The 26,110-nt window shown below is 64.8% G+C and carries 24 protein-coding genes and 1 pseudogene; 9 read left to right on the top strand and 16 right to left on the bottom strand.

The window, feature by feature from the left end:
- Positions 1–117: 117 nt before the first annotated feature.
- The 9 genes from IVB42_RS27315 to IVB42_RS27275 form a co-directional block, all read right to left on the bottom strand.
- The gene (locus IVB42_RS27315) at positions 118–903 is read right to left on the bottom strand and encodes a potassium channel family protein (protein WP_085361420.1); all 786 of its coding nucleotides are present in this window, start codon (positions 901–903) and stop codon (positions 118–120) included.
- 227 nt (positions 904–1,130) lie between these two features.
- Positions 1,131–1,319 (bottom strand): hypothetical protein, encoded by a 189-nt coding sequence (locus tag IVB42_RS27310; RefSeq protein ID WP_085385390.1) that lies wholly within the window; start codon positions 1,317–1,319, stop codon positions 1,131–1,133.
- A 285-nt stretch (positions 1,320–1,604) separates the two neighbouring features.
- The gene (locus IVB42_RS27305) at positions 1,605–2,333 is read right to left on the bottom strand and encodes a Crp/Fnr family transcriptional regulator (protein WP_018454215.1); all 729 of its coding nucleotides are present in this window, start codon (positions 2,331–2,333) and stop codon (positions 1,605–1,607) included.
- 32 nt (positions 2,334–2,365) lie between these two features.
- The gene (locus tag IVB42_RS27300) at positions 2,366–3,760 is read right to left on the bottom strand and encodes an amidase family protein (protein WP_247294884.1); all 1,395 of its coding nucleotides are present in this window, start codon (positions 3,758–3,760) and stop codon (positions 2,366–2,368) included.
- Between the two features lie 62 nt (positions 3,761–3,822).
- Positions 3,823–4,833 carry an ABC transporter substrate-binding protein gene (locus IVB42_RS27295; RefSeq protein ID WP_085361535.1) on the bottom strand — a complete coding sequence of 337 codons (1,011 nt, stop codon included), beginning with the start codon at positions 4,831–4,833 and terminating at the stop codon, positions 3,823–3,825.
- 29 nt (positions 4,834–4,862) lie between these two features.
- Complete coding sequence (locus IVB42_RS27290; protein ID WP_085361422.1) at positions 4,863–5,702, bottom strand: ABC transporter permease subunit; 840 nt, start codon at positions 5,700–5,702, stop codon at positions 4,863–4,865.
- On the bottom strand, positions 5,699–6,997 hold the full coding sequence (locus tag IVB42_RS27285; protein ID WP_085361423.1) for a M20 family metallopeptidase: 1,299 nt from the start codon (positions 6,995–6,997) through the stop codon (positions 5,699–5,701). Before IVB42_RS27285 ends, IVB42_RS27290 begins: the two co-directional genes overlap by 4 nt.
- 320 nt (positions 6,998–7,317) lie before the next feature.
- A complete protein-coding gene (locus IVB42_RS27280) occupies positions 7,318–8,523 on the bottom strand; it encodes an extensin family protein (protein ID WP_247294886.1) in 1,206 nt (401 codons plus the stop codon).
- 305 nt (positions 8,524–8,828) lie between these two features.
- Entirely contained in the window at positions 8,829–9,677 is an 849-nt protein-coding gene (locus tag IVB42_RS27275; RefSeq protein ID WP_247294888.1) for a DUF2147 domain-containing protein, read from the bottom strand.
- A 193-nt stretch (positions 9,678–9,870) separates the two neighbouring features.
- Between IVB42_RS27275 and IVB42_RS27270 the strand changes: the two genes are divergently transcribed.
- Positions 9,871–10,641 carry a DUF2147 domain-containing protein gene (locus IVB42_RS27270; RefSeq protein ID WP_247471369.1) on the top strand — a complete coding sequence of 257 codons (771 nt, stop codon included), beginning with the start codon at positions 9,871–9,873 and terminating at the stop codon, positions 10,639–10,641.
- Between the two features lie 289 nt (positions 10,642–10,930).
- Complete coding sequence (locus IVB42_RS27265) at positions 10,931–12,316, top strand: FecR domain-containing protein (protein WP_094183504.1); 1,386 nt, start codon at positions 10,931–10,933, stop codon at positions 12,314–12,316.
- Between the two features lie 189 nt (positions 12,317–12,505).
- Here IVB42_RS27265 and IVB42_RS27260 read toward each other — a convergent pair whose 3' ends face one another.
- Positions 12,506–13,072: an NUDIX hydrolase gene (locus IVB42_RS27260; protein ID WP_247294934.1), complete on the bottom strand. Its 567-nt coding sequence runs from the start codon at positions 13,070–13,072 to the stop codon at positions 12,506–12,508.
- 67 nt (positions 13,073–13,139) lie between these two features.
- Complete coding sequence (gene asd, locus IVB42_RS27255; protein WP_247294936.1) at positions 13,140–14,003, bottom strand: archaetidylserine decarboxylase; 864 nt, start codon at positions 14,001–14,003, stop codon at positions 13,140–13,142.
- A 35-nt stretch (positions 14,004–14,038) separates the two neighbouring features.
- Here asd and IVB42_RS27250 point away from each other — a divergent pair, with 35 nt between their 5' ends.
- Entirely contained in the window at positions 14,039–15,703 is a 1,665-nt protein-coding gene (locus IVB42_RS27250; protein ID WP_026232679.1) for an aminotransferase class III-fold pyridoxal phosphate-dependent enzyme, read from the top strand.
- Between the two features lie 221 nt (positions 15,704–15,924).
- Here IVB42_RS27250 and IVB42_RS27245 read toward each other — a convergent pair whose 3' ends face one another.
- The 3 genes from IVB42_RS27245 to IVB42_RS27235 all read right to left on the bottom strand — a co-directional run bounded on the left by IVB42_RS27245 (position 15,925) and on the right by IVB42_RS27235 (position 18,481).
- Positions 15,925–16,584 carry a hypothetical protein gene (locus IVB42_RS27245; protein ID WP_085349114.1) on the bottom strand — a complete coding sequence of 220 codons (660 nt, stop codon included), beginning with the start codon at positions 16,582–16,584 and terminating at the stop codon, positions 15,925–15,927.
- Between the two features lie 124 nt (positions 16,585–16,708).
- Entirely contained in the window at positions 16,709–17,398 is a 690-nt protein-coding gene (locus tag IVB42_RS27240; protein ID WP_085349115.1) for a methyltransferase domain-containing protein, read from the bottom strand.
- Positions 17,399–17,428: 30 nt separating this feature from the next.
- Positions 17,429–18,481, bottom strand: coding sequence for a glycosyltransferase family 1 protein (locus tag IVB42_RS27235; RefSeq protein WP_247397501.1), 1,053 nt, complete (start codon positions 18,479–18,481; stop codon positions 17,429–17,431).
- A gap of 273 nt (positions 18,482–18,754) precedes the next feature.
- On the opposite strand from IVB42_RS27235, the gene IVB42_RS27230 reads away from it, so the two are divergent.
- Complete coding sequence (locus IVB42_RS27230; RefSeq protein WP_085385382.1) at positions 18,755–19,462, top strand: L,D-transpeptidase; 708 nt, start codon at positions 18,755–18,757, stop codon at positions 19,460–19,462.
- Between the two features lie 113 nt (positions 19,463–19,575).
- Positions 19,576–19,986, top strand: a complete 411-nt coding sequence (locus IVB42_RS27225) for a c-type cytochrome (protein WP_039799008.1) — start codon at positions 19,576–19,578, stop codon at positions 19,984–19,986.
- Here the strand turns inward: IVB42_RS27225 and IVB42_RS27220 are convergent.
- Together IVB42_RS27220 and IVB42_RS27215 are read right to left on the bottom strand one after the other, a co-directional pair.
- Positions 19,962–20,255, bottom strand: coding sequence for a hypothetical protein (locus IVB42_RS27220; RefSeq protein WP_039798961.1), 294 nt, complete (start codon positions 20,253–20,255; stop codon positions 19,962–19,964). The two genes, IVB42_RS27225 and IVB42_RS27220, sit on opposite strands and share 25 nt — an antisense overlap.
- Positions 20,248–21,042: a DUF899 domain-containing protein gene (locus IVB42_RS27215; RefSeq protein WP_247397504.1), complete on the bottom strand. Its 795-nt coding sequence runs from the start codon at positions 21,040–21,042 to the stop codon at positions 20,248–20,250. The genes IVB42_RS27220 and IVB42_RS27215 overlap by 8 nt, the downstream gene beginning before the upstream one ends.
- 147 nt (positions 21,043–21,189) lie before the next feature.
- Between IVB42_RS27215 and IVB42_RS27210 the strand changes: the two are divergent.
- From IVB42_RS27210 to IVB42_RS27195, 4 genes and pseudogenes are all read left to right on the top strand, one after another.
- A pseudogene (locus IVB42_RS27210) lies at positions 21,190–22,409 on the top strand (helix-turn-helix domain-containing protein).
- 30 nt (positions 22,410–22,439) lie between these two features.
- The gene (locus IVB42_RS27205; RefSeq protein WP_085385379.1) at positions 22,440–23,078 is read left to right on the top strand and encodes a PQQ-binding-like beta-propeller repeat protein; all 639 of its coding nucleotides are present in this window, start codon (positions 22,440–22,442) and stop codon (positions 23,076–23,078) included.
- Between the two features lie 137 nt (positions 23,079–23,215).
- Positions 23,216–24,784, top strand: coding sequence for a DUF4403 family protein (locus IVB42_RS27200; RefSeq protein WP_247397507.1), 1,569 nt, complete (start codon positions 23,216–23,218; stop codon positions 24,782–24,784).
- Between the two features lie 135 nt (positions 24,785–24,919).
- A complete protein-coding gene (locus tag IVB42_RS27195) occupies positions 24,920–26,059 on the top strand; it encodes an ABC transporter ATP-binding protein (RefSeq protein ID WP_085385378.1) in 1,140 nt (379 codons plus the stop codon).
- The last annotated feature ends 51 nt before the right edge of the window (positions 26,060–26,110 follow it).

The raw sequence follows: 26,110 nt of genomic DNA, 5'->3' as shown, positions 1-26,110 counted from the left end.
TTACCACGGCAACGATTGCGATGGCTGCGAGCGCCTAGAAAGAGGCCATGGTCGAATGGCCGCTTGGGCACAGATTCTGATGATGGCAATACGTTTCGATCGCCGAGGTAGCAACAGCTACGCCAAACCTTCATCGGGAATATTGAGAACTGCGCCGCATGCTTTGCAATGCACGGCATCGCTCTCATGCCGCTGCAGTCCGCAAGTTGGGCAAGGAAATCTGACCTTGTTCGGACTCAACAATGCGCGCGCAAGATTGAAGAACAGGGTTACGCCGAAAATCATGATCACGACGGTTATCAAACGACCTATTGTGCCTGGCAGGGTGATATCGCCAAAGCCAGTCGTCGTCAGCGCGGTCACAGTGAAATACAGGGCGTCAGCATAATTCCGAATCTGATCGTTGCGAAACTTCTGGGTCTCGTAAACTATCCCCGTCATGACAAATATGAAAACCGCAAGATTGGTGACGGCAAAGATGACCTCCTCGTTGCGACGGAAGAACGACGAATCCATGCGCAACCTGGCGAGCATCTGGTAGTCACGGAGCATTCCCAGCGTCCGCAAAATCCGCAGAAAGCCGCCAGCCTCGCCAGCGAGGGGCGCCAGGAATGAAACGATGGCGACCATGTCAGCCCATGTCGAGAGGCGGCCGAACTTTCGAAGCGGATGCCGGTGGGCGAGTAGCCGTGCTGAAAAATCGGCCAATATCATTGCGCCGAATAGCAGGTCGAAGGTTTCGATGATCTCACTGGGGTGCAGGAACGACGTTCCGATGATGAACAGTATGGTCACAACATCAAACGCGAGCAAAGCATAGCGGAAACCAACGGCGCTGGGCGTTGTACCCTCGTAGAGGCGACGGACGCGGCTTCTCAGGGAGGTGTGGTTCACAGCTGCCATGCTCGCAGTTTGCACAGATGATTGCAGCTGGGACAACCCTCGCACCCTGGGAGATCTAAGTCAGTGCGACGAGTTCGAGCTAGTTGACGCTTCCGTGACAGTCCGCAGCACCAGCGTCAGGTGGCTGTTACCGGGATGGATTGTCGTCGGCACAACCTCGATGCTATCGGCTCCAAGTTCGCCTGCTTTCTTCCACTGAAACGCAGCGCCGGATCTGCTGTAGACATTCACCCTTTTTGTTTCTCTTCCGCGCTTCTTCCATCCGAGCTTTTGGAGCGTTCTTCGAAGCGGTCAGCGCCCTTCGCTAAATCGTGTCCCGTCTTGCTCTCGTTTTTCGCTTCGTCCTTAGCAGCCGCCTCGCGCAGGCCTTCAGCGGCGCGTTCCCCAGCTTTTGATGATTTTCGTTCGTCATCCATGTGAAGCACCTTTCCTGATAAACAACACGCTTCTCCAGGACTAATCCGTGCCTGTCCCAGATTGGCCATAACAAACTTCAACCGGATCGCTTGGAGATTGTTCCAGTTCGGTTGAAGCTAGTGCGTTTGCTGGCCCAAAGCTGATGTCAGACGAGCCGCGCAGTCCCTGTGCGCTAAAGGACTATCGAAGATTACAAACAGCATGTGCGCTCCGGTCACAAGCGCCCATCATGCTCAAGGCGGAGACTTCCGTTGCGTCGGTAAGCTGACCTTATTGGTTCACGCCTAGTCCGCCACCTGCTTCCTCAACGCAGCGAGATCGTTGACGACCATCTTGGTCGGGCCGGTCCAGATGATGCCGTCGTTCTGGAGGCGGCTGAGGATCAGGCTGATCGATTGGCGCGTCGCGCCGATCATGCGCGCGAGATTGGCCTGCGTGATGCGACCGAGCGAGATCGGGCCGCTCTCGTCCTGGGCTGCGTTCTCGCACAGCTTGACCAGCAGCAGCACCAACCGTTCCGCCGCCTTCTGCCCGGCCAGCGTCTGCGCCAGCATCGAATAGGTCTCGCCCTTGAAGCCGAGGCACTCGATCAGCGCGACTGCGAACGGCGGCGACTGCGCGATCAACCGGCGGACCGCATCCTGGTCGAGATGCAGTGCTTCGACGCGCCCGAGCGCGCGGGCCGACCAGCTGTGGCGGTGATCGCCGAGGATATAGGGCGCGCCGACGAAGTCGTCGGCCTCCCAGGTCGACAGCATCAGTTCGCGCCCCTGCGTGCCGGCATGGGTGCTTTCGACGATCCCGTTCAGGATGATGTGGATGCCGTTTGCGGGCTCGCCCTCCCGCAGCAGATATTCGCGGTTCTGGTAGGTCGCGAGCCTGCCGGTTCGCATCACCAGCTCCAGATCGGGCTTGTCCAACGCCTTCAGCACATAACGTCCGGTCCCGGGCCGTGGCAGGTCGGCGCGCGGCTCAACTGGATCGGCCACCTCATGCGCATCGCTGCGCCCCACGATCGGTCTCCCTTCGAGTGACGGCTCGAAGGCTAGGAGGTCTCCGCTCGGATTGCAACGCGGCGCAGATGTTCTGGCTCGGCCGAAGCCCCCATGAAAGCGCAAGCCAGATCGGTGAGCAGGCGCTCCCGGCCGGCCGGCGCCAGGAACGTGATGCCATAGGGCACGCCGGCTGCGGTGACGGCGTTCGGAACGGCGATGGCGGCCAGCCCAAGCGGGTTGGCGTAGTTGGTGTAATAGCCGTTGTTGAAGTTGGCCGTCAGCGGATCGCGCGCGACGTCGTCGATGCTCAGCACGGTGCCGACCGTCGGCACGACCAGCGCATCATGAACTTGCCAGAAATCGCGCAGCGACCGCTGGACCTCCTTGACCTTGTAGAGCGCACGATAGGCGTCGGCCGCCGTGAACTTGCGGCTGCCGATGACGAGGTCGCGCACGATCTTCACGCCCGCCTCCGGGTTGGCGTCGAGGAATGCGCCGACCGACACGTCCCGCTCGGCGAGGAAAGGTCCGAAAAACATCAAATCGTTGACCGAGATGAACGGCGCGAAATCGACCAATGCGACCGACAGATCGAGCTGCCGCAGCTTGCGGAGTCCATCGCCGAACAGCGCCTCCGTTTCCGCATTGCCGAAGAACCTGAGCTGATCCGGACGCGGCGTTGCGATGTTGAGCGGCCGCGCCGGAGATGCCTGCTCCGTCCATCCGGCGGAATCCACCGGTGAAAAACAGTCCTCGACATCGCGCCGCGCCAACACGCGATAGATCTCGTGGCCATCGCGGGGATCGCACGTGTAGAGCGAGATGGTATCGAAACTACGGCACGCGTAGACCATGCCGCGCTGACTGAAGGCGCCGGGCGCCGGCTTGAAGCCGGTCACGCCACAATAGGACGCCGGCACCCTGCCCGATCCGCCGGTATCGGTGCCGAACGCAAAGGACGAGGTGCCCGTCGCGACCGATACCGCTGCGCCCGAGCTGGAGCCGCCGGGGATGTAGTCGGGGTTGTGCGGGTTGCGGGCGATGCCATAGGGCGAGCGCACGCCGACGAGGCCGGTCGCGAACTGATCCATATTGGTTTTGCCGAGATAGATCGCGCCGGCGGCGATGGCGTCGGCGACAACCGGGCTCGTGTCTTTCGCGGTGTAGGCGAATTCCGGGCAGGCCGAGGTGGTTTGCTCGTCGGCCACATCGATACAATCCTTGACCGAGAACACAAGGCCGTAGAGCGGCAGCTCGCCGATCTCGCCAATGCGGGCATCGAGCGCGCGGGCCTTCGCCATGACGCCTTGCGGATTTGCCGTCGAGATCCAGACGCCGCTCTGGTCGGCGTCATCGAGGCGCGACAACACGTGCGCGGCGACATCGGACGGCTTGAGCTCGCCGCTGCGATAGGCGGCGCGGAGGTGGCGAGGTGCGAGATTCATGTCGGTCACGTGCTTGCAGGAATTGACAATGTGCCGGCGAGGCAAGCCCGCCGGCACCGACCCTAGCGGCCGATCACCTTCTCCAGATAGGCGGGCTGGATGAAGGCTTCGAAGTCGGCGCGCGGCAGCAGCTTCGGCAGGCGCTCCTGCTTCACCAGGAAATCGGCGGTCGAGATCAGCGTGTCGACGAACTTGCCCTTTTTCGCGGATGTGCCGAGATACTCCTCCGTGAGCTGCGTGCTGCAGGGGATCATCCCGGTGCCCTTCATCATTCGCTGCGCGTCCTCGAGAGGCAGCGAAAGCTCTTCCGCGATCATTTCGGCAGTCTTCTCCGGGTTCTTCAGCCAGAAATCGATGCCTTCGCATTCGGCCTTGATGAATTTGTCGACGTAGGACGGATACTTCTCCGCGAACGCGTTCATGACGACGCCGATGTCCCAGGTCGGGTAGCCGCGCTTGGCCATCTCGCCCGAGGTGACGAGGATCTTGCCGCCGTTCTTCACGGCCTTGCCGAGATTCGGCTCCCAGAACCAGGCCGCGTCGATGTCGCCGCGAAGCCAGGCCGCCGCGATGTCCGCCGGCGCGAGGTCCAGAATCTTCATCGAGGCGGGATCGACACCCTCCTCCTTGAGCGCCTGGAGCAGGAGGTAGTGCGTCGTGGAGCCGAACGGCGCCGCCACCGTCTTGCCCTTGAGGTCCTTGAGCGAGGTGATGTTCTTGTCGGCGCGAACCACCATCGACTCGACGTAGTCAAGCATGTTGATCACCAGGATGCCCTTGATCGGCAGGGCGCGGGTCGCGCCGATCGCGGTCGGCGGGTTGCCAAGACCGCCGAAATCGACGTCGCTGCCGGCGATCGCGCGCAGCATGTCACCGCCGCCACCGATCTTGACGTATTTGATGTCGACGCCCGGCATCTCCTTGGCGAGCAGGCCAAGATGCTTGGTGACCAGCTGCGCATTGACCAGGTTCAGATAGCCGACGGTCACCTTCGCCGGCTTGTCCTCGGCGCGGACTGCGGCCGTGAGCGCCAACGTGGTAACCGCGAGCGTCGCAATCAGTCTCTTCATCATGGAGGTCTCCCCTACGATCAGAATTGGATTCAGGCCCACGGCATCAACAGTTTCGCGATGCCGCGCATAAAGAGGTCGAGCACGACGCCGGTGAGACCGAGGACGATCAGCCCCATGATCACGACGTCGGAGAGCAGGAATTTTGCCGCGTCCCAGATCATCCAGCCGATGCCGGCGGAGGCCGCGACGATTTCGGCGGCGACGAGAACGGTGTAGGTGAATCCAAGCGAGATGCGCATGCCGGCCAGAATCAGCGGTCCCGCCGCCGGCAAATAGACGTGAAACAGCAAATGGCGTCGGGTCGCGCCGAGCGACTGGGCGGCGCGCACATAGACCGGGTCCACGCTGGTGACGGCCTGGATCGTCGAGATGACGATGCCCGGCAAGCCGGCAAGAAACAGCAGCGACAGCTTCGAGCTCTCACCGATGCCGAGCCACATCACCAGCAGCGTATAAAGTCCGAGCGGCGGCAGTGGCCGGTAGAACTCGATCAGCGGATTGAGCAGCGCGCGCGCGTTGCGCGACACGCCCATGAGGACGCCGAGCGGGATGCCGATCAGGCAGGCCAGCGTGAAGGCCGTGAGGATGCGATAGAGGCTTGCGCCGAGATGCTGAAGCAGGGTCGCGCCCTGATATCCCTTCGTCATCGTCTTGACGAACGCGGCCCAGACCGCCTGCGGCTTCGGCAGGAACAGCTCGTTGGCCCAGCCCATCTCCGTGACGATGGCCCAGCCGGCCAGCAGCACGGCCACGGTCAGCGTCGAGAGCAGCACCGATCGCGAGACCTTCGGAAGCCGCAGCCGGAAGCTGCCGCGTCGGGTGCGATCCGGCGAGATTGGAATCGTCATGTGGGTCGCCTCGACGCTCATGTCCGCACTCCCAGGATCTGCATGATGGTCAGCGCGTAGATCCGCGTCGCCATCACCGACTTGGTGATCGAGATGTTCTCGTTGTCGACGGCCCAACCGTCTTCTCCGGGACCGAACGTCACCGCATTGATTCCGGCTTCGCGGAAGCGGATCGTGTCGTTGAAGGCATTCTTGCGGTTGACCCCGGGCTCGCGGCCCATCAGACGCCGGTAAACCGCGCGCAAGGAGCGGCAGGGCTCCTCCTCGACCGGCACCGGTTCGGTCGCGTTGACGAACAGCGAGCCCGGCACCTGGCGCACCTCGACCTTGACGTCGTTCACGCCCGCAAAAGTGTCCCGTCCGAGACGCTCGATGTCCGCAATCACGCTCGATAGCGTCATGCCCGGCACGATGCCGACCACGGCGAGCGTGATGGTGCAGGCATCCGGGGAGAACTGCATCTCGCCGGGCAGGCCGGACCGAATCCGCACCACGGCGCAGCAGGGCGGCGTATGCCCCATGAACTTGCTGTGGACATGGGTGAACGCCATGTCCTTCAACCTCGGCAACAGCTTTGCCGCTTCCATGATGGCGTTGACGCTGATGTCCGGTCGCCAGATGTGCGACTTGATGCCGTGAACGGTGAGCTCGATCAGGCAGTGGCCGGAATTGGCCACCGATAGGTTCATGCCCCAATCCTTGTTGACGTCGCCCCAGGCGGTCGGCTCGGCGGTGATCTCGTAGTCGGCGGTCAGGCCAACCTTGTTGAGCATGTAGATGGAGCCTTCGGTGCCGTTCCGCTCCTCATCGACGGTGTAGCAGCACATCAGGGTGCCATCGAACTTCACGCCCGCTTCGGTCAGGGCCTGCACTGCCAGCAACGATGCCGCGAGGTTTCCGCGCGTGTCGGACGTGCCGCGCGCATAGAGCAGATCGCCGTGGCGCGTCGCCTTGAACGGATCGAAATCCGTCATGTGCCATTTCTCGGGCTCGACGGCCGGATAGGTGTCGAGATGGTCGTTGAGAATGAGCGAGGGGGCGCCGTCCCGTCCCTTGAGCACGCCCAGCACGTTCGGCCGGTGCGGCTGCGCGCTGTGCTTGGTGACCTCCATGCCGAGCGCTTCGAGCTTGCCCGCGACCAGCATCGAGATCGCCTCTTCCTCGGCGGGCGGCAAATCGGGATCCAGCGGATTGCCGGAACGGGGCTGGCCGGTGCGGATCAGCTCGGATGCCAGTTCAAGCCAGCGCTCCTCCGTGATGCGCGACAGCACGCGCTGTTCGAGATCCGAATAAGGAGGGCTGACAGGCATCTGCATGACGGGATCCGCTGGCTCACGGCGCCGGCAGCGCCGCTTCGTGGCGGCCTCCTCATTGCAGCGACCGTGCCAACTGCGGGAAAAGCCCGTCGCGGCAGGATTGTATCGATGATTTCAATGGCTTAGGCGAGGTTTGCGCGTGCGCAAATTTTTGCGCCCGAGATGCGCTCTGCCAAAGACGCGGCGTCGACTGAACAGGCAGGGCTCAGCGCGAGGCGGGCCGGCCTGGGGTCGTAGCCCGCATGGAGCGCAGCGGGATGCGGGAACGCCGTCCCCGGAATGCGCTTAGCTCCATCCAGGCTACGGGTCGCACGCGCGCCTCAATCGTCGGCGTACTCGTCCTCTTCGTGCTTGCGCAGCGTGCTCTTGCGCGTACCCAGCGAGCCGGTGATGGTGGGATCGCGCCTGCTGGCGTAAGGGTTGCGCTGCTGCGCCCGCCCGGCGACCTCTTCGCCGGAGACGGCGGCGGGCTGGCAGATCAGCCGGCGGTTGGCGCGGCGCATCAGATCGACGTGGATGTGATCGTAATGATAGACGTTCGAGCCCGGCGCCAGCACCGTGGTGAAATGCACGCACGCGCCCGACTGCACGTCGCGCAGGAAGCCCTGCTCTTCCGGCATGCCGCGCCAGCCATCCTTCACGGTGACGCGGCGGCCGTCGGCGAGCACGAAGGCGGCGATGTCGAGCGCGTTGCCGAAGGCGTGCTCTGAAATATGGGCATGCGAATTGCCGTTCATGCCGCGGCAGGAATAGGCGGAGATCTGCTTGATCTCCGCGACGCGGGTGCCGAACCAGCGCATCGCCGAGGGCTGCACGGTATCGGCAAGCCAGCGGTCGAGCTCGGATACGATCGGACAGGCCAGCGTCGCAACCGGCTTGATCGCAACAGGGCCGACGGCGGTGACGGGATTGCCCTGTGCCGGACCAAGACGCGGCAGCGGTTGCTGCGCAGGCGCCTGCGAGTACGGCGCCGGCCGCGCCGGATAGCTCGGTGCATTCATGTAGCGCGACGCGCCCGCGGCATCGGTGCCCTCAGGCGGCAGATCGATCTCGTCTTCCTGCTGCGCCACACCGGGCGCATTCAGAGGCATTGGACCAGGGGAAGCGCCATAGCCGGAGGGCTGGCGCACCGCGGTCTCGGGATAGTTTGAGCGTTGTGGATAGGACGATGCCGGATAGTTCTGGCTCTGCGGGTAATTCGATCGGGGCTGCGTCACCGGCCAGCGCGGCTGGTTGCCGACGCTACCGGGCGGTCGCAATTCCTCGTCGGCAAAGCCGTAGCTGCTCGAGCCTTCGCCGAGGGCGGCGACTTTGAGCGGAAACTCCGCGCCGCACATGCCCGGCCCGGAAATCGGCTCGATACGGACGAGATCCGGCCCTTCTTTCACCGCGCCTGATTTCAGGCATGCGGCTTCGGCCTCGGCCCGCCACGGTTCACGTTCGGCCTGGAAGACGCCGCGTCCGCAACCCGCTAACGAAACAAGGACGATGGAGCCGACGAGATACAAACGAACTCCGCGCGTCATGCACGCACGTTCGGTGAATTTACTTAAAGACTCTTCAACGTGTTGATTTCAGTGTTCTTTAACCATGTCGGCCGGCGCCAGCAGGAGCGCTGCCGGTGACGAGCGACAGCAAGGCTGACTTTTTCGAAAAGAGACTCTCTGTTAACCGTGATCCTCTCGCGCAAGGCGGCGCGACAGCGGGAGCGACCTCATGACGTTCGCCGGGAGACTGAGCGTTATCACCGCGTACCTCGCCATGGCCTTTGTCGGTGCCATCGTGCTAGGCATGATCTAGCGGCTTCAGCCGGAGGTATCGAACGCTTCCCTTACGACCGCGCGCTCCACTGCCGCGACGTCGTGATCAGCTTCTCCGGCCGCTCTTCGGCTCGCGTCCAGTCGTTGCCGGAACACCAGAAATGGCCCAGTGCGCAGGCTTCGACGTGAAGCTTGCCGGAGCTCTTCAGCGTCATCCTCGCATAATAGGTACTGCCGCTGGAGCGGCTGTAGATGTTGCCGGTCCAGACGTCGTGCGTTTTCGGCTTCATGTTGACGAGCACGCTCTCGCCCCTGGTCGATGCTTCAGTCAGCGCGAAGCCGCACAGTGCAGGACCGCAGCGTTCGATGCGGACCGTGCCCTTGGCGCCTGCGCTCTCCCATTCGCCGAGCGGCAAATAGGAGAGTTCGTCGTCGCCGCGCTCAGGGCTCGTCACGGCCTGCTCGAGCTGCGGCCTTGGCGCGACGACGAGTGCCTCCATGCGCGGCGGATCGAGCGCGACGGTCTTCGGCGGATCCGTCTGCGGTAGCTCCACCCGTGGCGGATTGGAGCTTGGCGCCTGCGGCAGGACAATTGGCTGCGAGGTCGTTGAGGCAAGGACAGGAGCCGTCTGCGCCGTCGCAGGCGCGACCGCAATCGCTTGCGCTGGCCTGACCGGAGCCACGGGATAGAGCGGCTGCGGCGGCGGAAGCACCGGCGCAGGGGCTGGCGTCGTGTCGACGTCAGGCCGAAAGCTGCGATGGGAGGAAACCGAGACACAGGAAGCCGATCGGCAATTCCTGGGCGCCTCGACCTGAAATCGATGACCGGCAATCGAGAACGCGTAAGACCCGGCCTCGGCTGCGGGCGCAATCGCCAGCAGCGCGATCAATGTGCCAAGCGAAGTCACAAGCCGCGTCATCGGCGCCTCCCTCTGTGTGGCGACGACGTTACGCAAATGGAATCGCGACCGAATGTGCGCTGCGTCACCCAGCCGCGGCGAGCCGTTGTGACGTCTATCACAGAACGTCCGGCCAGCCCGGCGTAGGGTCGAACCACGCTTCATCCACCCGCGACTTCAGTCCCATCGGGACCACACATCTTCGGAGGTTGTCATGAACAAGCTCACCATCGCCGCCACCGCCCTCTTCCTCGCGTCCACCGCCGCCGCGCATGCCGGCAATGCGATCTCGTTCCAGATCGAAGGCCAGAACATCCGCATCGAGACGCCACGCAACTGCGCCTCGCTCAATTGCGTGACCATCATCGCGCCGGGCCTCTCGGACAAGCCGATCAAGCTGAACAACATCAACCTCAAGGGCCTTGGCTCCAAAGACGATGACGTCGACACCACGCCGGCTCCTGCCACGACCGCGCAGCCCGCGCCGGCTCCGGTGCAGCAGCATCCCGTGCAGCAGCCCCCGGTGCAGGCGACTGCGCCGGCAGCGCCCGCTATCGCAGCACCGAGCACGACGGTTGCCGCTGTTCCGTCCGTCGGTTACGACGCCACGACGCAGACCGCGCCCGTTGCGGCTCCCACTCCTGCGCCCGCGCCGGTCGCGGTTGCTCCGGCCCCGGTGCCCGCCGCGCCTGTCGCGGTTGCCAACACACCGATCGGCGTCTGGGCCACCGAAGAGAACAAGGGCAATGTCCGCGTCGAACAGTGCGGCGTCAATCTCTGCGGCTACGCCGCAAAGACCAACGAGCGCATCCTGATCAACATGAAGCCCGACGCCGCGAAGTGGAGCGGCCGTATCCACGATCCCGACTCCGGCCGCAATTACGACTCGACGATCGCGATGAAGGGCCCGAATGCAATGCGCGTGCAGGGCTGCGCCTTCGGCGGCATGTTCTGCGGCGGCCAGACCTGGAAGCGCGTGAGCTGACGCCGCAGGCGTCGTCTCCAACACATGCACATTCTTCGTCATGCCCGGGCTTGTCCCGCCTGCGCGGCCGAAGCCGCTTCGGCGAGGCGAAGGCCCGGGCATCCACGTTCTTAGTCCCGCGCTTCAAGGCGTGGATGGCCGGGGCAAGCCCGGCCATGACGGTGGAGAGGCTTGGCCGCAAGCTAGCATCGCGTACCGTTTGAACGTTCACCGCCTCCGTGCGATAGACATTCATCCGCCGTTCAGCTGTACGCGGCTGATATCGGTCGATCTCTCACCGGGATTCTTCGTGACTCTTACCGTGGCCTGGCGCCGCTTCATGTTCGCGCTTGTGCTGCTGGCGTCGCCGCCGGCCGGCGCGAGCGTTGCGTTCGGATTCGATGCGATCGAGCTTGCGCAGGCGCAGCCAGAAGCGCAGCCGTCGCCCGCCCCTTCGCCGACGCCATCGGCTTCACCCGCTCCCGCGACCGAGGCGCAGCCCGCTGCCGTCGAGCCGATCGGCAACGTTGCGACGGTGACGGGCATCGCGACCGTGATCCGCGACAAAAATTCCTATCCGCTGCGCGTGCGCGACGACATCTATCTCAACGACGTCGTGCAGACTTCGTCGAACTCATCGCTCGGCATCACCTTCGACGACGCGACCACGTTCAACCTCTCCGCCAGCACGAAGATCACCATCGACACTTACGTCTATGAGGACGGCGGCAAGCACAACGCAGGCATCTTCGACATCGGCAAGGGCACGGTCGCCTTCGTCGCGGCGGCGGTGGCAAAGACCGGCGACATGAAGATCACGACGCCGACGGCCACGCTCGGCATCCGCGGCACCACGGGCGTGGTCGAGGTGCCGGAAGGCGCGGCCGCGAACAAGACCAACAACGTCAACATCAAGCTCTATCCCGACGCCGATGGCCGGGTCGGACACATCGACGTCGACGACCGCACAAGTGGGACCCGGCTCGGCGCGCTGACGCAAGGCGCGAGCGGTTTTGCGATCCGGCCGGGCGCAGCCGCGGCCGGCGTCATGCGCTTTGCCGCGGTGCCGATCACGATTCCCGCACAGCAGATCGCGCGCGACCGCGGCTTCGTCAGCCAGGTGCATCTGGCGCAAACCACGGGCCGGCAGATCGTCACCGAGCAGCGCGACTTCCGCCGCGCCAATCCGACCGCGAGCCCGCGCATTCCGCGGCCGTTCCAGCCGCCGCAACAGCAACAATTGCGGCCGAACACGGCGCCAGGACAACAGCCGCAACAGCCGCAGCGGCAGGGCCAAGCGCCGGGCCAAGGTGGCGCCGTGCAGCCCGGTACGCCGCGCGTAGGTCAGGGTCAGCAGCAACAAGGCCAGAAACAAGGCGCGGGACGTCCGGCAGGCCCACCGCGCGCCGGTCAAGGCACGCAGCCTGACGGCACCCCGCAAACCCGGCCGCGACGCGGTGGACAGAGTCCGACGCAGCCCGGCGGAGTCGCGCCGCCGCAGCCGGGCGGAACGCAACAGCAGCCCGGTCCGCAGCCGCAACTGCCGCGCACCGGCATGCAACCCGGCCAGCCGCCCGCTGCTCAACAGCCGGGCCTGCAACGCCCGGGCGGATTCCAGCAGCGCCTCCCCGCCGCACAACGCCCCGCAGCGCCGCGACGGCCAGCGCCAGTTCCGAAGGAGAAGGAGCGGCGGTGACTTTCTTCCTTCTCCCCTTGTGGGAGAAGGTGGCGCGAAGCGCCGGATGAGGGGTTCTATCGGCGAAAACTCATCGACAGCTTCACGCGTGGAGAGAGACCCCTCACCCGCCTCGCCGCTTCGCGGCGAGCCACCCTCTCCCACAAGGGGCGAGGGTGCACCGTCAACGCGGGGCGAGGTGAAGAAAACTCACGCCTCTCCGCGTAGCCAGGCTTTCATCTTCTGCAACAGGCCGTGCCGCAACTCGCCCACCGAGGCTGCTTCAGCCGGTGTCAGTGTCTGCAAAGCCGCATCGACATCGTCGGTCGCCAGCGGTGGCGGCTCGGGCGCAGGCGAAGATGCAAGCCCCGCCGCCGCGAGCGCGATCGGGCCAACCTGGGTCAGGAACACGCGCTCATACTCGCGCGACAGGCGCGCGAGCGCGTCTTCCAGGGGCAGCCAGTCGACCGCCTTGATGTCGTTCATCAGCTTGCGGACGGGACCGCCCCCGGCCTCCATGCGCCAGAAATGCACGACCTTGGAGCGGCCACCTGACTGATAGACGAGCGTACCCAAAAATTCGTGGATGGCGACGTCGTGGCCGGTCTCTTCCCGCACTTCGCGATGCGCAGCTTGCTTCGGCGTCTCGCCGTCGTCGAGCTTGCCCTTGGGCAAAACCCATTCGTTGCGCTTGCGCTGGCGCACGACGGCAATCAGCGGCGACGCACCTCGCTGCAGCACAATACCACCCGCCGCCATGACCGGCGCCCGTGCCATCACCCAATCCGTCGTCGTAGAAACGTCCCCACCGACGATATAAGCGGCCGCCGCGGCGGATTGAAGGCTAGTTTTTTCTCAGCAACGCTTGACCTGCGCGAATGCGCGTGCCTTCGGCGATGCCGTCGCAGAAGGTGAAATCGCCGGGCGCGAGAATGATGATGGTCGAGCCGTGCTCGAACCAGCCGAGCTCCTCGCCCTTGCTCACGTTGACGTCGCAGGGAAAATTGACCGGCCCCCTGGCCTGCGCATTCAGCACCATGTCGAGGAAGTGCAGGCGGATGCTTGCCACCAGGATCGCGGCGACCGGCACCAGCGTCACGGCCTCGCCAGTTGATAGATGCGTGCGGATCACCGCGCGCTCGTTCTTGCAGAACAGGCGCTCGACGCGCTTCAGCGCGATCGGGTTGACGTTCCAGACATCGCCATGGATCAGCGTGACGCGCTCGATATGTGCGTCATAAGGCGCGTGGAAGCGGTGATACATGCTTGAGGTCAGCCGCAGCGTGACGAAGGACCCGTTGCGGTGCTGGTCGACCAGCACGGAATCGCCGAGCAAATCGAGCAGCGAGTACGGCGCGCCCTTGACCTGGAACAGCTCGGTATCGGCGATCCGGCCATGGGCGCCGACGATGCCGTCGGACGGACTCGCGACAATGGACGGGTCCGGATCAAAGGGCCGCAGGCCCGGCTTGAGCTCCCGGGTGAAGCAGTCGTGCAGGCTCCGGAAATGGGTTTTGCGTGCCTCCGACAGATCGAGGTCGGAGAACAGCTTCCACAGCGCGATGGAGCCGTCCCGCACCAGCGGGTTCTCGATCTTGGAGAACCAGCCCATGAACCGGGTCAACGCGGCGCGCGGGATGCGGTTGGTCAACAGGAAGTTGAGGTCTTCCTGCTGGGTGAAAGAGGCGATGAGGGCTTTGACTGTCATGAATCTGTCAGCTCGCAGTATTAGCGCTTGTTGTCATGGAAACGACACTCCCGATTCTTTCTTTGTCCGTGGCCGCCGCAGCGTCTGCTGCCGCCGCCTTCCCGAAGATCAAGGCGCGGATCGAATTGTCCCGCGCCAAGCACCGCTCGCTCGCCGGACACTCCAAGATGTCGCGCCGGGTGGCAAAGCTGCTTCCGTTCTACGAATTCGAAGGCGATGCCTACTTTGCCTGCGACGGCGCGCCGGCGAACATCGCAGGCCTGCGCAGGGACGGCTTCTTCCGCCTCGCAAGCCTTTACGCCGAGCGCTACCCCAAGGGCCGCGCGATGACGAAGGAAGCGGCGGAAAAGATCTCCGACCTGCACTTCACCGAGACCTACCGCGTGCCTTTCCAGTTCTCGCGTCTCGTTCGCGAGCATTTGGGCACCTCGACCTTCGTGGAGTCCTCGCGCGGCGTCACCGTCACGGATGTCGACGGCAACACCTCCTACGACCTCACGGGGTCCTACGGTGTCAACATCTTCGGCAACGACTTCTACAAGGAGTGCATCGAAGGCTCCGAGAAGCGGGCGCACGCGCTCGGACCGGTACTCGGACCCTACCATCCCGTCATCCTCGAGAACGTGGCGCGGCTGTGCCAGATCTCGGGCCTCGACGAAGTGTCCTTCCATATGTCCGGCACCGAGGCCGTGATGCAGGCAGTGCGGCTCGCGCGCTACCACACCAGGCGCACGCATCTGGTCCGTTTCGCCGGCGCCTATCACGGCTGGTGGGGCGACGTGCAGCCCGGCGTCGGCAATCCGATTCCCGCGCACGAGACTTACACCCTCGCCGAGATGTCGGAGAAGACGCTGCACGTGCTGCGCACGCGCAAGGACATCGCCTGCGTGCTGGTCAATCCACTGCAGGGCCTGCATCCGAACGGCAACGCGCCCGGCGATTCCTCGCTGGTCGATTCCTCCCGGGGCGGTAATTTCGACCGCGCGGCCTACACCGAATGGCTCAAGCAGCTGCGCGAGGTCTGCACTGAGCGCGACATCGTGCTGATCTTCGACGAGGTCTTCGTCGGCTTCCGTCTCGCTGCCGGCGGCGCCCAGGAATACTTTGGCGTCAAGGCCGACATGGTGACCTACGGCAAGAGCCTCGCCGGCGGCCTGCCGGTCGGCGTGGTCTGCGGCAAACGCGAGCTGATGCGCCGCTTCCGCGACGACCGCCCCGCCGACGTCTGCTTCGCCCGCGGCACCTTCAACTCGCACCCCTACGTCATGACGGCGATGGACGAGTTTCTGAGCCGGCTCGCCAGCCCGAATTTCCGCGCCGTCTATGACGGACTGGACGAGACCTGGAACGGCCGCGCGCAAAAGCTCAACCAAATGATGAGCGATGCCGACCTGCCGGTGCGGTTCGCAAACTTCTCGTCGATCTGGACGGTGAAATACACCACGCCGTCCCGCTACAACTGGATGCTGCAATATTACCTGCGCGCTGAAGGCCTGTCCTTGAGCTGGGTCGGCACCGGCAGGCTGATCTTCAGCCTGAACTACACCGACGCCGATTTCACCGAGGTCGCCGAGCGTTTCGTCCGCGCGGCCGAGAAGATGAAGGCCGACGGCTTCTGGTGGCACGATGGCGTCCTCACCAACAAGACCATCAAGCGGCAGATCCTGAAAGAGATGCTGGCCAAGCGCTTCGGGCGCTGAGGCTGGTTCCTCCAACGGCGTCATGGCCGGGCACAGCCGTCCGAAGGACGGCGTCGCTTCCGCTCGCCTATGCCCGGCCAGCCACGCGTCTCCGCGCGAGACCTCCAAGACGTGGATGCCCGGGCCTTCGCCTCGCCGAAGCGGCTTCGGCCGCGCAGGCGGGACGAGCCCGGGCATGACGCAACCATCAGACATCGGAGGCCTTGGTGAGAACGGCGCGCTCAGGCGTGCTGCTCTTCGAGCGTGGGCTCACCGATGAGGCCCAGCGTGTGCTCGGGCTTGAGATGCAGGCCGGGATCCATCAGCTCGCCACGCATCAGCGCCAGCGGCGCGTTGCGGTAGAGCATCAAATCGTGGAAGGGGTCGGTCAGGATCTTCGTCATCCAGACGAGACCGGTCTCGACGTCGCGGATGAAGAACAGGTGCACCGTGCGGAACATGAGACCGCCGCCGCCGACGACGAGCCAGATCTTGGCCACTTGCCGCATGAAGTCGGTCGCGCCCGCCCAAGGCGTGAACAGTCCGAACAGAGTCGGATCGACCAACAGCACCACCGGCGACAGCGCCCAGATCGACATCAGCACCACCTTGCGCCGAAGGTTGTAGCCGACCTTGATCTCTTCCTTGTGCTCGTGCGTCGCCTGGTTGATCTGGTCGTAGCCATGCGGCTCGAAGAAGAAGTGGCCGGCCTGGCGCGAGGTCATCGAGACCAGCCAGCCCACCAGCGCGGAGACCATGGGGTCGACGAACAGCCAGACATAGGCGAACAGGAAGCTCAGCGCGCTGACAAAGTGCAGGCTCTGATTGATGCGGCTGTGGTGATAGTAGCGATGGTCGTCCCAGCGCTGGATCCGCAGCTGCTCGAGATAGTTCTTGATCATGCTCTCCCCCAAATGCTTTCGGGTTCAGGATTTACAGGGATTCGATGTAGGCCGTGTGACATCATCATTTTGTCATGTGACGATGCGCAGCGGCGCGATGACGCACGGGTTACGTGAGCTTGGATCAAGCCGCCTTGGCGACGTCGATCTTGCGGAATCGCACCAGCGAGAAATGACCGAGCGGCGGGATCAGGCGGCGCTCGGCGAGCTCGATGCCGTCGGCACCGGCCAGCCATTTGGCATAACGCGACCAGGCGAACTCGGCGGTGCGGAAACCGAGCGGACGTACCACCGGCTGCAGCTTCTGCTCGATGAAGCGGCGCATGCCGGTATCGGCGCTGACGCGGGTGAGGATGATCAGCTCCCCGCCCGGGCGCAGCACGCGGGCGAATTCGTCAAGCGCAACTTCCGGATTCGGCACGGCGGTGACGACGTATTGCGCCATCACGACGTCGAAGGAGTTGTCGGGGAATTCGAGCTTCTCGGCATCCATCACCGCGAGGCCTTCGACGTTCTCTAGGCCGCCCTCGACGACGCGCTGGCGCGCCTTGTCGAGCATCGCCTCCGAGATGTCGGTGCCGAAGATGCGCAGATGCGGCGCGTAGAGCGGCAGCGAGATGCCGGTGCCGACGCCGACCTCGAGCACCCGGCCGCCGATCTTGTTGGTGGCCGCGATCGCGGCCTGCCGGCCTTTTGCGAACACGCCTCCGAACACGAGGTCGTAGACCGGTGCCCAACGATCATAGGCCTGCTCGACCGTGCCACGGGTGAGGTCGAGCTGCTGGGTGCCGTCAAGGTTCATGATCTTAGCCATCGATGAGGTTCTCGCTGTGGTCGAACGGGATCAGCCGCGCACCGGCCGCCGCGCCATGCGAGGCGAGGCGCGCAAGACGCGGCTGGGCTGAAGTGAAGTGAGGTTGCCGACGAATTGGCGCGCGCTGTTTTCCCAGGAGCGCTCCAGCGCGAAGTTGCGGCAGGTCTCGCGCGACATGGTCAGTGCGCGCAGGCACGCTTCGCGCAAATCGTGGTCGATCGCGCCGATCGGATGATCTGCGATGACGTCCTTCGGTCCCGTCACCGGAAACGCCGCAACCGGCGTGCCGCAGGCGAGCGCTTCGAGCTGCACCACGCCGAACGTGTCGGTCAGGCTCGGAAACACGAACACGTCAGCGGCGGCGAGGTGCGCGGTGAGGTCAGCGCCCTTCTTCTCGCCGAGGAAGACCACGTCGGGAAATTTCTTTTCAAGGCCGGCCTTCTGCGGACCGTCGCCGATGACGACCTTGGTGCCGGGCAGGTCGAGCGAGAGGAAAGCCTCGAGGTTCTTCTCCACCGCCACGCGGCCCATCGTCATGAAGATCGGCCCGGGCAGATCGAGCTTGGCTGGAGAGTCCGGATGAAACAGCTCGGTGTTCACGCCGCGGGTCCAGAAGCCGAGCCGCTTGAAACCGCGCTCGGACAGCTCCTGCCGCAGCGAGGGCGTCGCGACCATCGTCATGGCGGCGGCATCGTGGAAGTGGCGCAGCACGGCGTAGCCGACGCTCGCGGGGATGCCGGTTCGCACCGAGACGTATTCGGGAAAGCGCGTGGTGTAGGAGGTGGTGAAGGCGAGCCGGTTGCGACGGCAATAAGCCCGCGCCGCCCAGCCGATCGGCCCTTCGGTCGCGATGTGCAGCGCCTCCGGCGCCGCCCTCTCGATCCGCCGCCCAATCTCCCTGCCGCTCGGCAGCGCAATGCGCAGCCCCGGATAGGTCGGCAACGGCCATGACCGAAAGCGGTCCGGCGTCAGGAAGTCGATCTCGACATCCAATGCCTTGGCCGCGCCAGCCAGCGAGGTCAGCGTCCGCACCACACCGTTGACCTGCGGATGCCAGGCGTCAGTCGCGATTAATACCCGCATGGGGAAATCCCGAGATTTTTATGATTCTCGGCTTAGGACCATCAACCACGGATATTTCAGGCGTGTGACGTCATGGAAGTGTCGGCCCGCTGTTTTGTTCGTTAACGGGTCCGCGCAGCCACGAAACCGTCATGAAACAATCCTTTCCGCCATGAAACCGTTTTCGGTTTTCCGCGCAAACGTCCCGAAACTTCTTGCCGTTAGTGATCTAGGCAACAGAGCACCGCAACGGTGCCGGGTGACCAAGAAACACCGCGCAAACAGGGGCGACCGATGATCAATCTGGAGACGTTGAAGACTTATTCGCGCGCCGTTGCGTTTGGCGCAGTGGCTGTCACCGCGATCGCGTTCGCCGGCCCGGCCAAGGCCGCGCCTGTGCAGCTCTTCCCCTTCTTCCAGCCGCTGCCGCCGATCGCAGCGCCGCAGCCGTACCAGCCTTATCAAGCGACGCCCTATCGGGCCGCGCCGTCCGAGGAGCAGGACGCGGTCGAAACGCCGGCCCGCTTCCGCCGCCAGACCGTCTCCTATGCGACGCGTGAGGCGCCGGGCACCATCATCATCGATACGCCCAACACCTATCTCTATCTCGTGCTCGGCAATGGCCAGGCGATGCGCTACGGCATCGGCGTCGGCCGCGACGGTTTCACCTGGTCCGGCACCCAGTCGGTGACCAAGAAGGCGGAGTGGCCGGATTGGACCCCGCCGCCGGAGATGATCGCCCGCCAACCCTATCTGCCGCGCCACATGGCCGGCGGTCCCGGCAATCCGCTCGGCGCCCGCGCCATGTATCTCGGCGGCACCATCTACCGCATCCACGGCACCAACGCACCCGACACCATCGGCAAGCACGTCTCCTCCGGCTGCATCCGCCTGACCAATGACGATGTCGCGGACCTGTACTCCCGCGTCAACGTCGGCACCAAGGTGATCGTGCTGCCGATGACGGAGCGCCGCGCAGAACTCGGAGCCGCAACGCGGTAAGCGACAGGACATTGTGACGCAAGCGGCCCCGGAACCCACCGGGGCCGTTTTCGTTGGCCCTCTGCATACCGATGCGCGCGCGTGCTGCGGCGCGATCCCCGATGGAGGCGCGAATGCAATCACGTCCGCAAACGCCGCAAGGCAAATGCCTGCGCGCGATCGCTGCCGCCGTGGCACTGCTGCTGACCGTGCCCACCTCGCGCGCACAGCAGCCGGGGAGCGACGATGCAGCCCAGCAAGCCTTCAACAATTCCTGCCGCACCTGCCACTCGGTGAAAGAGGGCGACAATCGTCTGGGCCCCAACCTCAACAAAATCGTCGGACGCAAGGCCGGCGCGCTGCCGAACTACAACTATTCTTCGTCGATGAAGGAAGCCGGCTTCGTCTGGGACCAGGACAAACTCACCCGCTTCATGCTCAAGCCGGACGAGGTCGTCTCCGGCAACAAGATGCAGCCCTATGGCGGCGTCTCGGCGGAGGAAGCGGGCAAGATCGTTGCCTATTTGCAGGCGGCTTCGCAGTAGGGCCACCGGCCCCGCCGATCTGCGATCAGCCTCAGCCACGCCGCCGAATGAAACGCGCTCATCAGCAGATACATCGGCACCATCCCGCCGAGCATCGCCCCATGTCCGGAGCCACACAGCATGTCCGCCGGGCCATCAAGCATGGCCGTCAGTACGGCCATGATCGCGAAGGTCGGCGTCGCCGCCAGCCCCAACCATCTGGCGAGGTGGCGCGCAGCCACCACACCGTTGCGGCTCGCGCCGGCCATTGCGCTGACGGGACTAGTCACGTCCTTCAGCCGCCTCCTCGCGAAAAGCCTTCTCGCCCGCGGTCGAGATCTCGACCCATCTCTTGTCGGGCGCCGCACCTTCGGTGTAGCTGTCGTGCCAGTTCCACCATTTGTAGGTCGGCGTCTGCGGATAGCCTTTCGGCGAATCCTCCCAGACCTCCTGCCGTCCCAGCGGCGTGATGTCGAGGTAATTCCAGGTGCCGCCCATCTGCTCGTCGCCCCGGCTCTTGACGAAATAGGTGCGGAAGATCCGGTCGCCGTCGCGGAAGAACACGTTGGTCCCGTGCCACTCGTCGACGCCGAAATCCGCATCGAAACTGTCGGTGACGGTGACCCATGGCATGGTCCAGCCCATCCGCTGCTTCAGCCTGCTGATATCGGCCTGCGGTGCGCGCGAGGCGAACACCAGCGTGGTGTCGCGGGCATTGAGGTGCGCGACATGCGCGACCTGGTCGGCCACCATGGAGCAGCCGCGGCAGGCATGATCCGGCCAGCCGAACACGCCCGGCTCGAAGAACGCACGGTAGACGATCAGCTGCCGCCGGCCCTGGAACAGGTCGTGCAGACTGACCTTGCCGCCCGGCCCCTCGAACGCATAGGTTTTGGTCACTTCCATCCACGGCATGCGCCGGCGCTCGGCCGCCAGGGCATCGCGGGCACGGGTATGCGCCTTTTCCTTCACGAGCACTTGCTGACGGGCGGCCTCCCAGTCCTGCGGCGACACCACCGGCGGTGTTTGCATGGCGGCTTGTCCGTTATTTCCTGCGTTGTCAGCTGATGTCATCATGGCTCTCCAACTTTTCCCGGGCGGCCGTTCCGTATCTCGCTATGCAAGATGCGGAACCGCTCGCCCCTCGCCGCACATTGTCGGCCGTCAACGATCTCTCGCACCGGACGGTTGCGTGGTGGGAGTAACAAGTGTGGCGGGATTTGAATGGAGTCGCTGATCACGGCCGCGGCGCGCGCGCTCCAAGCCGGCGATCCGCTCGGCGCGCTGAACCGCGTTGCGCTGCGCAACGATGCACCTTCGCTGGCGCTGCGCGGCATCGCGATGGCGCAACTCGGCGATCTCGCCAAGGCGAAGACGCTGCTGCGCAGCGCCGCACGTGCCTTCGGCCCGAGAGAGGCGGTCGCGCGGGCAAGATGCGTCGTCGCGGAGGCCGAGATCGCACTCGTCTCGCGCGACCTGAATTGGCCGGCCAACACGCTCGTGGCCGCGCGGGCGACGCTCGCAAGCCACGGTGACCTCGCCAACGCGGCCCATGCGGGTCACATCGAGGCGCGCCGACTTCTCCTTCTCGGGCGCCTTGACGAGGCCGAACGCACGCTGGCCGACATCAAGTCCACGCCGCTGCCCCGGCTGCGCAGGTCGGCCGCGAACTCGTGATTGCCGGCATCGCGATCCGGCGGCTCAGAACGAAAGACGCGCGCGCGGCGCTCGGGCGCGCGGCGAGCGCAGCACGACAGGCCGGCATTCCCGCGCTTGCGGCCGAGGTCGAAGGCACGAGCCGCGTGCTCGACACGCCCGCAGCGCGCTTGATCACGCGCGGGCACGAACGGCCGCTACTGCTCGAGGAGGTCGAGGACCTCGTGACATCGGAGGCGCTCGTGGTGGACACGTTCCATCACGCGGTTCGCAGGCGAGGCATCCTCGTGCCGCTCGGAACGCGGCCGGTGCTGTTCGCACTCGCGCGCATCCTGGCGCAGGCCTGGCCGGCCGATGTCTCGCGGGAAGGGTTGATCACGGGAGCGTTTCAGGCAAGGCACGTCGATGAATCGCATCGCGCCCGGCTGCGCGTCGAAATCGGGCGGCTCCGCACCAAGCTCAAGCCTCTGGCCGACGTCAGCGCGACCAGGCAAGGTTTTGCGCTGACGCCGCGCAACACGCGGCAGGTTCTCGTCCTCGCACGGCCCGTCGAGGAGAAGCACGCCAATGTGCTCGCCTTCCTCTCTGATGGCGAGCCCTGGTCGAGTTCGGCGCTCGCGCTGGCGCTGGGAACGAGCGCGCGCACCGTGCAACGGGCCCTCGAAGAGCTGGCGCGATCGAACAAGGTGCAGTCCTTCGGACACGGACGGGCGCGGCGCTGGATGACGCCGCCCGTGCCGGGTTTCCCGACAGGCTTGTTACTCCCCGGACCGCTCATGAAGACGTAAAGTGGGATTCACACCGCAGGGACCGAGCAGATGAAACGTTCAGCCGCCGAGATCGTCAGGGAATACGGGCCCTATGCAGGCGTCGAAGCCGTGCACGGCGTCACCTATGACGGCAGCCTTATGTGGTTCGCATCCGGCGACAGATTGAACGCGGTCGACCCGGCCGATGGCAAGATCACCCGCTCCATCGATGTCGCCGCGCATGCGGGAACGGCGTTCGACGGCCGCCACCTGTTCCAGATCGCCGAGGACCGCATCCAGAAGATCGACGCTGTGACCGGCAAGGTGCTCGCCACCATCCCGGCACCCGGCGGCGGCGGCGATTCCGGACTGGCCTGGGCCGAGGGCTCGCTCTGGGTCGGACAGTATCGGGAGCGCAAGATCCATCAGGTCGATCCCCAGACGGGAAAAATTCTCCGCACCATCGAAAGCAAGCGCTTCGTCACCGGCGTGACCTGGGTCGACGGCGAGCTCTGGCACGGCACCTGGGAAGGCGAGGACAGCGACATCAGGCGGATCGACCCCGAGACGGGCAAGGTGCTGGAGCAGCTCGACCTGCCCGCCGGGACGATGGTGTCAGGATTGGAGTCCGATGGCGGCGACCGTTTCTTCTGCGGTGGCGGAGATCGCGGCAATGTGAGGGCGGTGCGCCGTCCGAAGCGCGGCTAGGTACGCGAGGACGAATGCGCGGCAACGGTGCGTTCGCGGCCGTTAATATGTTTGCCCCAATTCCACCCCATCGGTGGGCTCTAGCGCCCTCCTTGCCTGCCCTGTAGACTTCTGCCCCGGGGCGGCCTGGGGGATTGATGCGACTGACGCTGAACTTGAAAACTGTCCTGATCGCCGTCGCGGTGCTCGCGGCGTCGTTTTTCATCAGCCTGAAGGCGATGGACTGGCTGTCGCCGCGGGCGACGAATTCCGCGCCGCCGGTCGCGCAATTGCCGCTGCTGCCGCCGGTCTCGAAGAGCTCGATCGTGGTGGCGCCGGTCGCCATCGCGCTGTCGGCGATCCGCGAGCAGGCCGAGAAGGCCGCTCCGCGCAATTTCGCCGGCAAGGCCGAGAACCCGATCTCGCAAATCCTGGAGAACGCCGACATCGGCTGGTCGGCGGTACGCGGACCGATGGCGACTGCCGGCGACAAGGACGTGCTGACGATCTCGACGCCGCTCACGGGCAAGCTGAACGTGACGGGCTCGCTGTCGTCGAAAGCCACCGGCGCGCTCGGCGAGGCGCTCGGCAGCGTGCTCGGCGGCAATGCCGCGAAACAGATCGGCGCGGTCAACATCAAGAATTTGAACGCCAGCGCCGAGATCAAGGGCAACGTCGTCGTTACCTCGCGGCCGAAGCTCGCCGCCAACTGGCATCTCGAGCCCAATCTCGGCGCCCAGGTCAATCTTGGCGATACCAACCTCAACATTTCGGGCGCCAAGGTCAACGTGCCTGCCCAGGTGAAGCCGCTGATCGACAAGACCGTCGGCGAACAGATCAACGCCGTCTCCGAACGCATGCGCAACGATCCGACCTTGCGGGACAACGCGAAGCTGCAATGGGCCAAGGCCTGCCGCTCGATCCCGCTGCAAGGCTCGGGGTCTTCCGCCGCGCTGCCGCCGCTTTGGCTCGAGATGAAGCCGACCCGCGCCATCGCGGCACAGCCGCGCGTCGACGCACAGAACGTGACGCTGCTGCTTGGCCTCGAGCTCGAGACGCGCGTGATCTCGACGCCGACCAAGCCCGACTGCCCGTTCCCCGACAAGATCTCGATCGTGCCGCCGACCGGCACCGGTGTGAACATTGGCGTGCCGATCGACGTGCCCTTCACCGAGATCAACAAGCTCATCGCGGCGCAGATGGTCGGCCACACCTATCCCGAGGACGGCTCCGGCCCGGTCGATGTCACCGTCAAGAGCGTCAACGTGATCCCGTCGGGCGAGCGCCTCCTGATCTCGCTGCTGGTGCGCGCCAAGGAGAAGAAGAGCTGGCTTGGTCTCGGCGCCGAAGCGACCGTGCACATCTGGGGCCGGCCGATGCTCGACCAGGCGCAGCAGACGCTGCGGCTCGCCGACATCCAGCTCGCCGTGGAATCCGAGGCGGCCTTCGGCCTGCTGGGTGCCGCGGCGCGCGCGGTGGTGCCGCAGATGCAGCAGGCGCTGGTGCAGAAAGCGACGGTCGATCTGAAGCCGATTGCCGCCAACGCACGCGAGAAGATCGCCGCCGCGATCGCCGACTATCAGAAGAACGAGGATGGCATCAAGGTCGAAGCGAAGATCGACAGCCTGAGCCTCGCCGACATCGCCTTCGACTCCAAGACGCTGCGCGTGATCGCGGAAGCCGGGGGCTCGCTGAATGTATCCGTGACGAAGCTGTCGGGGATGTAGCGCGCCCCTTTTCCCGACGGGTCCGTGCGCGCAGTCGCTTGCGCCGCTGGCAATCTGGTCGGACGATGCTAAGCTGTTCCTCGCACCCCGGGGACGGGGTGCTGACAGCACTGTGGCTGACAACGCGAGGACGACATGGAAGCCGGCATGGTTACGCCTGCGCCGGCGCTGGTGCGCTTTTCCGGCATTCAGAAGACCTATGATGGCGAGCACCTCGTGGTGAAAAACCTCGATCTCGACATCAGGAAGGGCGAGTTCGTCACCCTGCTTGGTCCGTCGGGCTCGGGCAAGACGACCACCCTGATGATGCTGGCGGGTTTCGAGGTTCCGACCCATGGCGAGATCTTCCTCGCGGACCGACCGATCAAGAACGTGCCGGCACACAAGCGCGACATCGGCATGGTGTTCCAGAATTATGCCCTGTTTCCGCACCTGACGATTGCGGAGAATATCGCCTTCCCGCTCTCCGTTCGCAACACGAACAAGGCCGAAGCGCAGGATCGTGTCAAAGCGGCATTGCGCATGATCAAGATGGAAACTCTGGCGCAGCGGCGGCCCGGGCAGCTGTCCGGCGGTCAACAGCAGCGCGTGGCGCTGGCCCGCGCGCTGGTTTTCAATCCGCAACTCGTGCTGATGGACGAGCCGCTGGGCGCCCTAGACAAGCGCCTGCGGGAGCAGATGCAACTGGAGATCAAGCAGCTGCACGAGACCATGGGCATCACCGTCGTCTATGTCACCCACGATCAAAGTGAAGCGCTCACCATGTCGGACCGCATCGCCGTGTTCAACGATGGCATCGTGCAGCAGATCGACAGGCCCGACGCGCTGTATGAGCATCCGGTGAACAGCTTCGTCGCCCATTTCATCGGCGAGAACAACGTGCTGTCCGGCACCGTCGAGACGGTCGAGAAACAATATTGCCGCGTTGTGCTGGCGGGCGGCGGCGCCGTGACCGCACGAGCGGTCAACGTATCAGGCGCGGGCGCATCGACCTCGCTGTCGGTGCGGCCGGAGCGGATCGCCATCATCCCGGATGGCATCTCCAGCGACGAACCGAACCGACTGCCGGCCAAGGTGCAGAACACCATCTACCTCGGCGACCACGCGCTGGCCGTGCTCGACGTCGCCGACAACAAGGAGTTCATGGTCAAGCTTCAGCCGGGGACACATGACAGCCTGAGAGCTGGCAGCCTTACAGCTGGCAGCCTGAGACCTGGCGATGACGTGTTCATCACCTTCCGCCCGGAGGACTGCCTGGCCCTCGATCCCGTCTGATCCGACCATGCAGCATCGCTCCAAGGTGGGCGGACCTGGACCAACCAAGCT

The sequence above is a fragment of the Bradyrhizobium sp. 45 genome (assembly GCF_023073155.1).
Taxonomy (GTDB): Bacteria; Pseudomonadota; Alphaproteobacteria; order Rhizobiales; family Xanthobacteraceae; genus Bradyrhizobium; species Bradyrhizobium canariense_D.
The sequence above is the reverse complement of the archived record's forward strand: the minus strand, read 5'-3'. Positions and strand labels throughout refer to the sequence as shown.